Below are 13,933 nucleotides of genomic sequence, written 5' to 3'. Positions count from 1 at the left end.
TTTGTTTACTTGCTTTAGGCGCCGAGCGGGAAATTGAAGACAAAGGCCGTGCCATCGGGTGTGATGCCGTCTATGCGGACCATGCTACTCTTGGAGACGGCCAATGCCTTGCTGATGTCGGCCATGCTGCTCACTGTCCTGCCGTTCACGCGGGTGATGATGGTTCCGGCCGGTATACCTGCCGAGTCGAAGAAGCCGCCGCGCGACACTTCTTTCACATACACGCCGTGGTCTAGTTTAAAGCGTTGCTTGGCGCGGTCCGGCAGCGGAGCGAAAGACGCTCCCAATCGGGCTTCCAGCCCCTTGCCCGCTACCTCGACCTCGCTGGTTTCTTCCCCTTTGAGCACCACTGCCACATCACGCTGGCGCCCGTTCCGCAGCAGGCTCAGCTCCACTTTGTCCCCCGGGTACTGGCGCGCAATCCGCTCCGAGAGTTCAGCCGATGAGGCCACAGGCACGCCGTCTATACCTTGTATGATGTCACCTTGCTTCAAACCGGCCTCGTCGGCACCGCTGCCGGGCTGCACACCCATGATGTACACGCCCCGCACTTCAGCAGGGTCTATGCCTTCGGCTTTAAGAATCTGGTCCTCTACGGCCGGAGCCGGAAAGCTTACACCTAAATAGCCGCGCTTCACCTCACCGAATTTCTGGAAGTCGCTGACCACCTTCTGCATCAGGTTGACAGGTATAGCAAAGCCATAACCTGTGTAACTGCCCGTTGTGGAGGCGATGGCTGTGTTGATGCCGATGAGTTGGCCACTGGCATTGACCAGTGCGCCCCCACTGTTCCCTGGGTTGATGGCCGCATCCGTCTGGATGAAGGATTCAATGGCCGTGTTGCCTACCTGTGAGGGGTCGGCCATACCTCCCTGGCTGGGTTGGTTGAGAATGCCAATGCTCCTGCCCTTGGCACTGACGATGCCGGCCGTCACTGTAGAATTCAAAGAAAGTGGATAACCAACCGCCAGCACCCACTCCCCTACTTGCACACTGTCAGAATCGCCCATGGACACCACAGGCAGCTGCTTTCCCTCCACTTTGACCAGTGCCAGGTCGGTGCTGGGGTCGCGGCCAATCAGTTTGGCTTTGTAGCTGCGCTTGTCTGGTAGCACCACCTCGATGGCAGAGGCTTTGTCAATCACGTGGTTGTTGGTCACAATGTAACCGTCGTTCGAGATAATCACACCCGAACCCGAACCACGGGCAGGTATAGCCTGCTGCGGCATGCCGAACAGCTCGTAAATGGGATTGCCGGCAGCGGGTTGGGCTGCCTCATATAGTGTTTTGACGTGCACCACTGCAGGCGTCACCACCGAGGCGGCCTGCACAAAGTCAGGACTTCCGGCCGAGCCGACCGTCGCGATTCTGCCACCTGCAAAATGCACCTGCTGCCCCTGCAGGGCCTGCTGCTCCTGTCTGTTGTCCAAGTACCTATACCCTGCAATGGCCAACGTGGCAGAGAGCAGTGCAATCAAAATCACAATTCCAGCTTTCTTCATGTTCTATACTCGCTTTTTACTTCTATTCAAGATTTCCCAGAATGCTCTGCTCCTTATTACTTACCGCAGCAGATACCGGCAGGCTTCCTTTCATAACGTGTCAGGTGTGTGAATGTTCAGCTCTGCCGCACCTGCTCCTGTAGGTAATTTTGTGAAGCTAACTCAGTAAAATTCAGCTGTTAACCGTACAATGTTCTCAGGCCACACGTTGTGCCGTGACCCACTGATTGATTAAAGCTTATGGAAGAAATGGACCAGGAATTCAGAACCGCCGCCACCGAAAGCCAACTCACAGAAGCCACCCCATCCACTACTGACAAAAAAGCGGAACCGAGACCAGCGCTGGGCATGCTGGACGCCATCGCCGTAATCGTGGGCATTGTGGTGGGTGCGGGCATTTTCCGGACGCCATCGCTGGTAGCAGCCAACACGGAGAGCAGCACGATTTTCCTAGCTACCTGGGTGTTGGGCGGGCTCGTGTCGCTGATTGGGGCGATGTGCTATGCCGAACTTGCCACCACCTTCCCCAATGCCGGCGGCGACTACCATTTCCTGACCAGGGCATTCGGCAAGAAACCGGCTTTCCTGTTTGCCTGGGCTAGGATGAGCGTTATCCAGACCGGCTCCATCGCGCTGCTCTCCTTCATCATTGGAGATTACCTGGCGCAGATTTACAGCTTTGGGGAGTTTACATCCGTGTTTTATGCTGCGCTGGTGGTCATTTCCCTTACGGCCATCAACATTGTGGGGGTGACTTTCGGGGCCGGCACGCAGAGGCTCCTGACCATTTTGGAAATACTGGGCATCCTGTTTATCCTGGCGGCCAGCTTTTTGTTCGCACCTGATGCCGCAGCGACTGCCGCCCCTGCCTCAAGCGGCGGAACCACCTCACTCGGTCTGGCCATGGTGTTCGTATTACTGACCTTCGGGGGATGGAACGAAGCAGCCTACATCTCGGCCGAGCTCAAGACCGAGCGCCGGGGTATGGCCACCGCCCTCATGGCCAGCATCGCCATTATTACACTCATCTACCTGCTGATCAACATAGCTTACCTCAACGTGCTGGGACTTGGGGGCATGGCGCAATCGGAGGCGGTGGCGAGCGATTTGGTAAGAGCTACTTTCGGCGAGGCAGGTGTCGTGATAATCGCCCTGATTGTCACCTTGGCTGCCCTGACCTCGGTCAATGCCACTATCTTTACGGGCGCCCGCACCAATTACGCCCTCGGCCGCGATTTCCCGGTGTTCGGATTTCTAGGCAAGTGGAACGGGCAGACCTCCTCCCCTGTCAATGCTTTCCTGGTGCAAGGGGCCATATCGCTGGCACTGGTGGCACTGGGCTTCCTGACGCGTAACGGCTTTGAGACGATTGTGGAGTATACGGCGCCCGTCTTCTGGTTTTTCCTGCTGCTGGTAGGTATAGCGCTGTTCGTGTTGAGGAGGAAAGAGCCTGACCGGCCACGTCCCTTCCGGGTTCCCCTCTACCCCATCACGCCCCTGCTTTTCTGCCTCACGAGCGCCTACCTGCTCTATTCCAGTCTGATGTATACCGGATTGGGGGCCCTTGTAGGTATAGCTGTTCTGGCGGTGGGCGGGCTTCTCCTGCTGGCCTTGCCCATGCTCGAGAGACGGATGAAGCGCAACAACTAGACCTATACCTGCAGACCTCCCGAGTTTTCAAAACACCGAATTGCTAGGTACTTTCTATACCCTATCACCTGCACCAGATTCCGCGTATAGTAGGGTTCGTGTAGCCGATGCATACCTATGAAAAACAAGAAGAATAGCAAGAAACCAGAAAAGCAGAAAAAGAGCTCTAAGTCAGACAAGCTGTCGTCAAAAGACCTGCTGAGCCTTGGGTATCCTTCCGGTAAGCCTACCGGCACCGCCCTCAACCTCATCCATACCTTCTACACCGACTTGGGCAAGCGGCACCAGATAGAGCTGCTGCAGGATGTGCTGGCTGCCCCCGAGCAGTACCAGATGCACACCACGCTGGCACCCCTGGCCCAGGCGATTCTGGCGCAGAAAGAAGCCGCGCCCATCGCCCTGAAAACTGACAAACCGAAGTATGCTGTATACGGAGCCGAAGGTATAGAGCAAGGTGCCTTGGACCAGATGAACATCGCCATGCGCCTGCCCGTGACCCGAGGCGGCGCCCTGATGCCCGACGCCCATCAGGGTTATGGTCTGCCGGTGGGTGGCGTGCTGGCCACGCACAATGCTGTTATACCTTACGGGGTGGGCGTGGACATCGGCTGCCGCATGAGCATGAGCATTTTCGACATCCACACCGGCTACATCGACAAGAACCGGGAGAGGCTCATCAAGATGCTGACCGACAGCACCCGCTTTGGCAACACCTCGTTCAAACGCCCTATAGACCACGAAATCATGAGCCGGCCGGAGTTCCACGAGATTCCGGTGGTGCGGGAGCTCAAGGACCGCGCTTTCCAGCAGTTGGGCACATCGGGCGGAGGTAACCATTTCGTGGAGTTCGGCACGGTGGAGCTGCACGAGGCGGACAACGAGTTCAATCTACCCTCAGGCAAATATTTGGCCATCCTCTCCCACTCCGGCTCACGGCGGCTGGGCGCCAATGTGGCGGGTTACTATACCAAAGTAGCGATGGATGCCTGCCCCCTGCCCCAAGAGGCGAAGCACCTGGCCTGGCTCGACCTAGACTCCGAGGCGGGTCAGGAATATTGGCTCGCCATGAACCTGGCCGGCGACTATGCCTCCGCGTGCCATCACCAGATACACGAACGGCTGGCGGCACAGCTGGGCGAGACACCGATAGCCCGGATTGAGAACCACCATAACTTCGCCTGGAAAGAAAAGGACGCCAAAGGCCAGGAAGTGATTGTGCACCGCAAAGGAGCCACACCGGCCGGCAAGGGTGTGATAGGCATCATACCCGGCACCATGGCTACTCCTGGTTTCATCGTGCGGGGTAAGGGTGAGGCGGCCGCCATCAATTCCGCTTCGCATGGAGCGGGAAGAACCATGTCCCGCACGAAGGCCATCAAGACGCTCTCGCCTCCTGACATGCGCCAATTCCTAAAGAAGGCCGGCGTGGACCTGGTGGGCGCCGGCCTGGACGAGGCTCCCATGGCTTACAAAGACATCCACCAGGTGATGACCTACCAGCAGGATTTGGTAGAGGTGGTGGGCACTTTCTACCCGAAGATTGTGCGGATGAACGAGGACAAGAAGTACGTGGAAGTAGACTGAATCAATTGCCTTTAACTACAGGTATACTTGGCTCAAAACATTTGGCAGGTGAAAATCCGTAGTCTCTCCATCCACTCCATACCCGGTAGCCCACGCGCATGAGCAGCTATAAAGAGTCTTTCCACCTTATCTGGTCTGCCGTGAAGGGCAAGGAGCAGGATTATACCACGCTGGGCATCCGGAAGGGAATTGTGTTGCTGGCGGTGCCCATGATACTGGAGATGGTGATGGAGTCTTTGTTCGCGGTGGTGGACATCTTCTTTGTGGGCAGGCTCGGGCCCAACGCTCTGGCTACGGTTGGCCTGACCGAAACGGTTCTCATGATTATCTACTCGGTAGGTATGGGCGTGAGCATTGCCGCCACGGCCCTTGTATCCAGACGAGTCGGCGAAAAGGATTACCGGGAGGCGGCCAGCGTCACCTTCCAGCTCATCGTGACAGGAGCCGTTCTGGCCATCGTGATGGGCTTCCTTGCCACTTATTTTGCTGCGGACATCTTCGCCCTGATGGGAGCCGAGGAGGCCATTATCACAACTGGTCTGCGCTACGCCCAAGTTATATTCGCCGGCAACCTGGCCATCATCCTGCTTTTCCTCATCAACGGAGCTTTTCGCGGGGCGGGGCAGCCGCATCTGGCCATGCGTACTCTCTGGCTGGCCAACGGAGCGAACATCGTGCTGGACCCGCTCCTGATTTTCGGGATAGGCGGTTTTCCAGGTATGGGATTGGAGGGAGCCGCGTGGGCCACGACCATAGGGCGCAGCATCGGGGTAGTATACCAACTGTACCACCTCCTAAACGGGAAACACCTGCTCAAAATCGGGCGGGAGAACTTCATCATCAGCCTGGCCATGATTGGCCGTATCCTCAAAGTGTCCTCTGGAGGTATGGGCCAGTACCTGATTGATTCCGCCAGCTGGATATTCCTGACCCGCATCATAGCCGAGTTTGGGAGCACCGCTTTGGCCGGTTACACCATTGCGTTCCGGATTATCATGTTCACACTGCTGCCTGCCTGGGGCCTTTCGTCGGCGGCGGCTACGCTAGTGGGACAGAACCTCGGTGCCCAGAAAGCCAAACGGGCAGAGCTGGCGGTCTGGCTGACGGCGCGCTACAATGTGATTTTCATGGCGGTGATTACACTGATTTTCCTGCTGTTCGGGGAGTATCTGGCGGCTTTCTTCACCAACGAGGCAGGCGTTGTCCTTATCGCCTCCGAAGCACTGCGCATCATCACGCTGGGCTATGTCTTCTTTGGCTTGGGCATGGTGATGGTGCAGGCCTTCAACGGAGCAGGCGATACCCGCACGCCCTCCCTCATCAACGTCGTGGTGCTGTGGCTGATTGAAATCCCACTGGCTTATGTGTTGGCGCTTTCACTTGGTTTTGCGGAAACCGGCATTTTTATCGCCATCGCTTTCTGCCACTCGTTCCATGCCCTGGTCAGCTGGTGGCTGTTCCGGCGCGGCACCTGGAAACAGGTACGGGTATAGGCTAAGTTTATCTAGCGCCTACATCTAGTTGAACTGTAAATCAAGCATATACGTACTAGTATGATCTGCTATACCTGCTGAAAAGCCGGTAGGTTCTGCGTTGAATGGCCACCTTCGGGTTGCTTAGGCGGGCGGGCGGTTACGTCGTTTCTCAAGACTCATTCATTTCCATACTTAATCTTTAACCAAAGTCAATTCCTATGAAATCAATCAGACATTCCCTCTGGACGTTACTCCTGATGCTGTGCGCGACAGCCGCTTTCGCACAGCCTACCCAGACGGCTACCAAAGCAACCACACCGAAGCTGGATGTTCCCTATGTGCCTACGCCGCAGGCAGTGGTGGATGCGATGCTGAAACTAGCTAACGTGACGGAGAAGGACGTGCTCTATGACCTAGGCTGTGGTGACGGTCGCATCGTGGTGACGGCGGCTAAGGAATATGGCGCCAATGCTACTGGCTTTGATATAAACCCGGAGCGCATCAAAGAGGCGAACGCCAATGCCAAGAAGGCGGATGTGACCGATAAGGTGAGATTTGTGGAAGGTGACTTGTTCAAAGTGGATTACCGACCGGCCACGGTGGTCACGCTATACCTGCTGCCAACCGTGAACATGAAGCTCCGCCCGATGCTGCTGGAACAGCTCAAGCCCGGAACGCGTATCGTGTCCCACGCCTTTGACATGGGCGACTGGGAGCCGGAAGAAACCCAGGTGGTGGATGGCTCCACCATTTACCTCTGGACCGTGCCGGAGAAGAAGTCACCAGCCAAAGGTCGCTAAGCATCACCTACTCGCACCATAGCCCCGCCCATGTCTACATGCGCGGGGCTTTGCTTTGCCTGCCTGACAGGTAGCTTAAAATAGAATCCCCACAGCTGAGATAATTTTAAAATTCCTATATTTACAGCTGACACTAACCTATTCTCCGAAATGTATACAGGATTACAGCATTTTCACTCGTTTATGGCCTACCTGGTACTGCTAGGTCTTATCATCAGCATCGTTTTTGCTTTCATGGGTATGTCTGGCAACAAGCCATTCACCGACAAAGACAGAAAAAGGGGTCTGCTGGGGCTTATACCTGCGCACCTGCAGTGGGTGTTGGGTGTAATACTCTACTTTCTCTCGCCAAAGGGGATTGATATGGCTACCGAAGGCTTCATGAAAGTGAGCGAGCAGCGATTCTATGTGTTGGAGCACCCGCTCACCATGATTATCGCTTTGATATTGATTACAGTGGGATATGCCCGTTCCAAACGTTTGCAAGACGACAAGAAGCGCTTCAGTAGCATCGCTGTTTTCTATACCTTGGCGCTCATCCTCATCCTGGCTCGTATTCCATGGGGTGAATGGCCAGGTAACTAAGCCATTTTGAGCTAGGGCTGCTCTTTTCTTCAGTCCGAACCGAAACGCCTCCCGTTCCAGGTATAGCCTGGGTCGGGAGGCGTTTCGGTTTATCAGAAGGTATGGCAGGCGTTGGGCAGCAGGATTCGTTTGATTTGCTAACTTAGCGGACCCGCTGAAACACTGGCGGCAGACAGCAGACATAAACTAGCATACCTATTTTTACATGGCATCATCACAAAACCAATCGGAGGCCACCCTGCCCATACAGCAGGTGGCGCGCCAGGTATACGAGCAACACACTACCTTCAAAGAACAGGCCTTGCAGCACCGCCGCTTCAAGCACCAGGACATCGTGCCGCTGCTGGAGCAGTTGCGCCAACACCCACTGCTGGACGTGCAGGTAGCAGGCAAATCGGCTGAGGACCGAGATATTTATTTGGTTAAGGCGGGCACCGGAAAAACTAAAGTCATGCTCTGGTCGCAGATGCACGGCGATGAACCGACTGCCACCATGGCGCTCTTCGACCTGCTCAACTTCCTGCAACAGTCCGACCAATTGGACCCCGTGCGGCAGAGCATCCTGCAGAACATGACCCTTTACATCGTGCCCATGCTGAACCCGGACGGTGCCGAGCGCTACACGCGCCGCAACGCCCTGGAGATTGACCTGAACCGGGATGCGCTCCGGCTGCAGAGCCCCGAGGCACAGCTGCTCAAAGACCTGCGCGACACCCTGGAGCCTGCCTTTGGCTTCAACCTGCACGACCAGAGCCGGCACTATACCGTGGGCACGAGCCACAAAACGGCTACCATCTCCTTCCTCGCCCCCGCCTTTGACCATGCCCAAACGGTAAACGAAGTCCGTGGCCGCGCCATGCGCTCCATTGTGGGTTTGAACGAGGCGCTGCAGCAGTTCATTCCCGGTCACATAGCCAAGTTCTCAGACGAGCACGAACCGAGGGCCTTTGGCGACAACATACAGAAGTGGGGCACCAGCGTGATATTGATAGAATCAGGCGGCTACTTCGGTGACCCGGAGAAGCAGTACATCCGGCAGCTCAACTTCGCCGCTATCGTATCGGCGCTATACCTGATTGGCACCCAAGGCTATACCTCCTATGCACTGGAAGACTACTATGCCATACCTGAGAACCAGCGCTACCTGTTCGACCTCATCGTGCGGAAGGTGCAGTATGAACAGGGTGGCCGCAGCATCCTGCTCGACATCGGGATAAACCGTCAGGAAGTACAGGCGCAGAACACACTCGGTTTCTACCACACCAGCGTGGTGGAGGAGATAGGCGACATGAGCGTGTTCTACGGCTATGAAGAGCTGGATGCGGAGGGGCTCATGTTAGTACCAGGCAAGGTATACGAACAGCCTTTCCAGACGCTGACCGACCTGACACCTGAACGTGCCCTTGATTTGTTGCGGCAGGGCTATACCACCATAAGATTGGCCACGCTGCCGCAGGAGCTGCCCGACCCAGTGGAACTCCCGCTCAACGTGACGGGCGTTTCCAGTGCCGTTGACCACAGCCTGACCTTGGAGGGAGGTGCCAACTTCGTGCTGCAGGACAAGGAAGGAGAAATCCGGTATGGCATTGTGAACGGCTTTGTGTGCGACCTCCAAGGCGCCCGCCCCTCGCTCTTCCACGGGCTGCTGCACTAACCCGCTGCCAATCCAAATTTCTCTTCTTTCAGATAATCGGTTATTGGAATCAGTTTGTAACTTACAGGCTGATTCCTGACCAACCAACCTTTTTTCATGGTATTAAACTATCTGTGGGCAACCTTCTTCCTGATTGCCTTTGCCATTGCCTTGTTTCAGCTCATCTTCTTCAATGACGTTGAGATATTCCAGAAACTGGTGGCCAGCACCTTCGACAACGCCAAACTGGGCTTTGAGATTTCCCTTGGCCTGACCGGCGTGATGACCCTGTGGCTGGGACTGATGAAGGTGGGCGAGCGCGGCGGCATCATCGCTATATTCGCTAAACTGGTGGCCCCCTTCTTCAACCGCCTGTTTCCCGAGCTTCCCAAAAACCACCCGGTGTTCGGCTCCATCCTGATGAACTTCTCGGCCAACATGCTGGGCCTCGACAATGCCGCTACTCCCCTCGGGCTCAAGGCCATGAAGGAGATGCAGGAGCTCAACCCTATCAAGGAACGGGCTTCCAATGCACAAATCATGTTCCTCGTGCTAAATACCTCGGGCTTGACGATTATTCCGATTAGCATCATGGTATTCCGGGCACAACTCGGCGCCGTTGACCCTTCTGACATTTTCATCCCGATTCTGCTGGCGACCTTCTTCTCTACCCTGTCCGGCTTGATTGCCGTGGCCATCTACCAGCGCATCAACCTTTTCAACCCGGTGATACTTGCCTACCTGGGTACACTCATTGCCCTCATAGCTGCGCTCATCTACTACTTCAGCACCATTTCGCAGGAGCAGATTAGCGTCATCTCCACAGTGGCTAGTAACGTCATCCTATTCTCCATCATCATCTCCTTCATAGGGCTGGCATTGGTTAAAAAAGTGAATGTGTACGAGGCATTCATTGAAGGCGCCAAAGAGGGTTTCTCGGTTGCCGTTACCATCATACCTTACCTGGTCGCCATCCTGGTTGCCATCGGCGTGTTCCGGACTTCCGGCGCTTTGGACATGCTGGTAAATGGCCTGGGGTACCTGATTTCTTTAACGGGCGTGAATACCGACTTTGTCCCAGCCCTGCCAGTTGCCTTTATGAAGCCGCTGAGCGGCAGCGGCGCCCGCGGCCTGATGGTGGAGACCATGACGAATTACGGTGCTGACTCCTTCGTAGGGCGTATGGCATCTGTGTTCCAGGGCTCAACCGAGACCACCTTCTATATCCTGGCTGTATACTTTGGGTCCGTCGGCATCAAGCGATCCCGTTACGCCCTGACCTGCGGCTTGATTGCTGACTTCGCAGGTATCATAGCGGCCATCTTCATCACATATCTGTTCTTCCACTAGGACCAAATTCAAATTACCACAATACAGGTATAGCAAACAGCCCCTTCACCGACTTGGTAAAGGGGCTGTTTGCTTCTACGGTACTATCACAGGTAGCTTCATTCTACTACCTATACCTGTCTTAGTTTTTTAGCACCAGTCGTACTGTACGGACCTCCTCATTCGTAATTAATTTAAGGTAATAGACGCCTTCTCGCAACTTGTCGGCCCGAACTTCCCGGCTAATTAGTTGGCCTGCCTGTGCCTGCCCCTCGGCGATTACTCCCAGCATTTTGCCATTGGAACTGTACAGCTCGATTCGGAATTTACCCTGTTGCGGCAGGAAGAATTCCACATTCGCCCAATCGCGGAATGGGTTCGGGAAGACCTTCAGCGAAAGGTTGATAGTCAGCACCTTTTCCGGAGCAAACTGGGAAGCGCAATCGCCTAGACTGTCGTCCTTGTGGTTGCGGAGGTGCGCCGCTACAGCGGAGGTAGAAATACAAATCAACTTCCCTTTGTGGCATACCAGCACTTTGCCTTTGCCGCAGCGCACATCCACCACGTTTATGGTGACCGTGGCAGTAGCAGAGCAGGTTCCGTTATAGCCCCTGACCGTAAAGGTATAGGTGCCGGCAGTGCTAGGAGTGAAAACTGGGTTAGCAACAGTGGCATCGCTTAAACCTGTTCCCGGACTCCACTCATAGCGTTCTGCACCACTAGCCACCAGCCGCACGCTCTGCGGGCCATAGCCCAGGTAGATGGTATTGGCGTCACCACCGGTATAGACGTTGGAAGTAGGCTCTACCGTGATGACAGGCGCAGGAGGTGTGCATTGTTCATCTCCACTTAGTTTGATAATCCAGTAGTCAGTGAATCCGCGTGAAGCTTCACTCTTGTCACCACTTATCCCAGATGAAGACTCCCCTCCTAGGATATACCCTCCATCGGGAGATAGTTGTAGTGATTGTAAAGCATCGTAATGGCTGCCCCCGAAGACTCTATCCCATTCCTTTTTTCCAGTAGCGTCCAGCTTCACAATCCAATAATCAGCAGGACAAACACCATCCTCCGGGTCACATATACCTATGTTGTCTTCGGTTTTATCGCCACTGATTCTAGACGAGGAGGAGCCTCCCAGAATGTAGCCCCCATCGCTTGTTTGCCGCACAGCAGCCAGTCTGTCGCCTTTATCGCCACCTACTGTATTATCCCATTCCTTATTGCCAGTGGCGTCTAGCTTCACTACCCAATAGTCAGGAGGGCAAATCTCTTCATCATCGGAGTCACAAAGGGCTATGTTGTCCTCTGTCTTATCTCCACTGGCATTGGAGTTAGAGTATCCTCCCAGAATATAGCCCCCATCGCTTGTCTGCTGGAGCGATAGCAATTCATCAAAACTAGCCCCCCCGATAGTTCTATCCCATTCTTTTCTGCCACTCGCATCTAATTTCACTACCCAGTAGTCTGTGGAGCAGTCGTAATCCTCTGGGCCACACTCCCCTCTATTGTCTTCTGACTTATCTCCGCTTTTGTTAGAGAAAGAGCTACCCCCCAGTATATATCCTCCGTCGAAAGTCTGTTGAAGTGTTTGAAGACCATCATAGGAATCTCCTCCCATAGTTTGGTCCCATTCCTTGTTCCCAGCAGCATCTAGCTTTACAACCCAATAATCTATCCCAAGATTGTCTTCAGTTTTATCCCCGCTAATTCCTGAGTCAGAAGTACCTCCTAGAATGTAGCCCCCATCTCTGGTCTGCTGTAAAAAGCTAAGAAAGTCTCTACCATCTCCTCCAATGGTTAAATCCCATACTTTATTGCCATCTGCGTCAAGCTTTACCAACCAATAGTCGTTTTCTCCATTCGTATTCTCTGTTTTGTCTCCACTTATGTCAGACCAGGAAGTTCCACCTAAAATATACCCTCCATCAGTGGTCTGCTGAACAGCAACCAGCCTATCATCTTTATCTCCACCTATGGTTCTATCCCACTCCTTTGTGCCTTCAGCATCTACCTTTACAACCCAATAATCACCTCCCCTCTCGTAGTCGCCGCTAGTGCCATAATGCGGTTCGGATTTATCCCCGCTAATTCCTGACCAAGAAGTACCTCCAAGGATATAGCCTCCATCGTTGGTAACATGAATATACTCAAAGCCCTCTCTATCATTGCCACCAAACGTCCTGTCCCATTCTAACTCTTGGCCTTGGAGAGCAAAGGAATATAATAACGCCAACCAGAGGAACAGAGCTTTGCTGTAGCCGTGATACCCATTCATACAAATTGAATCCGGATAAAGTCTTTTCATAATCTATAGCTTTAAGTGAAAAATTCAAGGTCTAAGATGTACAGATTGATTCCGGGCGTATAGAATTAGGGGTCCTTTCACAGGAGCGGCAGAAATGAGGTTATTAGATGTAATACTCTCGGGGGTGAGTGAGAGGGGGACAATAGCCATGTAGTGTTCTGAAATACGTATGGCTCAGGATGTAGTGCCTGCCTAAATCGTTTATAGATTCTTGAGCAAGCTATATGGGATGTCGATACTCTAACAGTAACTGCTAGGTATACTAATGCAAATTAAAATATGTTTTGTCATATTGTGTATTTATGGTATAGGAACTCTGTTTACAGGTAGACAAACAGCAATGGCACATCAGCTAGGTTGCAAACTATGAAGGTATAGAGGTATCCAGTGAATATATAATAGAAAGTATAATTGTCACTTTCCCTACTGTAGCAGATTTCGAGGTAGCAAAAAGCTAGCAGTAAGGGGGAAGAAGATGAATAAAAAATGCCGCTTATTCTTCTGAATAAGCGGCATTAGGCTTGTAGACGATTTTAAATACTGTACCGCACTAGGTACAGCTAAGCAAAGTTAGTTTCTAGCCACTACGGGCATGTCCTCTAGTTGAGCATAGCTGAGCTTCCAGTTGCCGTCCTCTGCTTTCTTCCAGAGCAGGATGAAGTTACCCTCGCCGTAGGCATGGGGCTCATCAGGCGTCGATGGCAGCACATCTACTGAAAATGTGCCCGCTTCGTAGGCAATCTGGCTATCAGTGCCAGTGCTCACCACATTTGTTTTTAAATCCGTGATGGTGCCCAGTGTTTCACGCACCCACTTGTCCGATACCTCAGATTTTCCACTGAAGTGCACTTCGCCCTGCAGAAAATGAACATCATCAGCCAGCAGCGAGATTATTTTGTCTGAGTCCCGCGAGTTCCAGGCCCCTATGAACTGCTGGTTGAGTTCCTGCACATTCACCTCCTCTTTGGAATCAGAGCAGGATGCCAGGAAAAATGTGGCAAATAGTATGTAGAGTAAATTTTTCATGATTTCAGATGTTAAGTTGAACAAACCACAGCTCATACGGA

The 13,933-nt window shown here is 53.6% G+C and carries 10 protein-coding genes; 7 read left to right on the top strand and 3 right to left on the bottom strand.

Going from position 1 to position 13,933, the window contains the following annotated elements; genetic code table 11:
* Nucleotides 1–14: 14 nt before the first annotated feature.
* Nucleotides 15–1,502 carry a trypsin-like peptidase domain-containing protein gene (locus tag B051_RS0116425; protein ID WP_018479311.1) on the bottom strand — a complete coding sequence of 496 codons (1,488 nt, stop codon included), beginning with the start codon at nucleotides 1,500–1,502 and terminating at the stop codon, nucleotides 15–17.
* Between the two features lie 240 nt (nucleotides 1,503–1,742).
* Between B051_RS0116425 and B051_RS0116420 the strand changes: the two genes are divergently transcribed.
* From B051_RS0116420 to B051_RS0116385, 7 genes are all read left to right on the top strand, one after another.
* The gene (locus tag B051_RS0116420) at nucleotides 1,743–3,152 is read left to right on the top strand and encodes an APC family permease (RefSeq protein WP_018479310.1); all 1,410 of its coding nucleotides are present in this window, start codon (nucleotides 1,743–1,745) and stop codon (nucleotides 3,150–3,152) included.
* 117 nt (nucleotides 3,153–3,269) lie between these two features.
* A complete protein-coding gene (locus tag B051_RS0116415) occupies nucleotides 3,270–4,736 on the top strand; it encodes an RtcB family protein (protein ID WP_018479309.1) in 1,467 nt (488 codons plus the stop codon).
* A gap of 98 nt (nucleotides 4,737–4,834) precedes the next feature.
* On the top strand, nucleotides 4,835–6,229 hold the full coding sequence (locus B051_RS0116410) for an MATE family efflux transporter (RefSeq protein ID WP_018479308.1): 1,395 nt from the start codon (nucleotides 4,835–4,837) through the stop codon (nucleotides 6,227–6,229).
* 200 nt (nucleotides 6,230–6,429) lie between these two features.
* On the top strand, nucleotides 6,430–7,011 hold the full coding sequence (locus B051_RS0116405) for an SAM-dependent methyltransferase (protein ID WP_157578958.1): 582 nt from the start codon (nucleotides 6,430–6,432) through the stop codon (nucleotides 7,009–7,011).
* Nucleotides 7,012–7,161: 150 nt separating this feature from the next.
* The gene (locus B051_RS0116400) at nucleotides 7,162–7,596 is read left to right on the top strand and encodes a hypothetical protein (protein ID WP_026236465.1); all 435 of its coding nucleotides are present in this window, start codon (nucleotides 7,162–7,164) and stop codon (nucleotides 7,594–7,596) included.
* Nucleotides 7,597–7,801: 205 nt separating this feature from the next.
* Nucleotides 7,802–9,250: a M14 family metallopeptidase gene (locus B051_RS0116395; protein ID WP_018479305.1), complete on the top strand. Its 1,449-nt coding sequence runs from the start codon at nucleotides 7,802–7,804 to the stop codon at nucleotides 9,248–9,250.
* Between the two features lie 96 nt (nucleotides 9,251–9,346).
* The gene (locus B051_RS0116385; RefSeq protein ID WP_018479303.1) at nucleotides 9,347–10,579 is read left to right on the top strand and encodes a nucleoside recognition domain-containing protein; all 1,233 of its coding nucleotides are present in this window, start codon (nucleotides 9,347–9,349) and stop codon (nucleotides 10,577–10,579) included.
* Between the two features lie 121 nt (nucleotides 10,580–10,700).
* On the opposite strand, the gene B051_RS0116380 is transcribed toward B051_RS0116385, so the two are convergent.
* Complete coding sequence (locus tag B051_RS0116380; RefSeq protein WP_169336222.1) at nucleotides 10,701–12,179, bottom strand: T9SS type A sorting domain-containing protein; 1,479 nt, start codon at nucleotides 12,177–12,179, stop codon at nucleotides 10,701–10,703.
* Between the two features lie 1,257 nt (nucleotides 12,180–13,436).
* Nucleotides 13,437–13,892, bottom strand: a complete 456-nt coding sequence (locus tag B051_RS0116375) for a YybH family protein (RefSeq protein WP_018479301.1) — start codon at nucleotides 13,890–13,892, stop codon at nucleotides 13,437–13,439.
* Between the last annotated feature and the right edge of the window lie 41 nt (nucleotides 13,893–13,933).

The sequence above is a fragment of the Pontibacter roseus DSM 17521 genome (assembly GCF_000373265.1).
Classification (GTDB): Bacteria; Bacteroidota; Bacteroidia; order Cytophagales; family Hymenobacteraceae; genus Pontibacter; species Pontibacter roseus.
The sequence above is the reverse complement of the archived record's forward strand: the minus strand, read 5'-3'. Positions and strand labels throughout refer to the sequence as shown.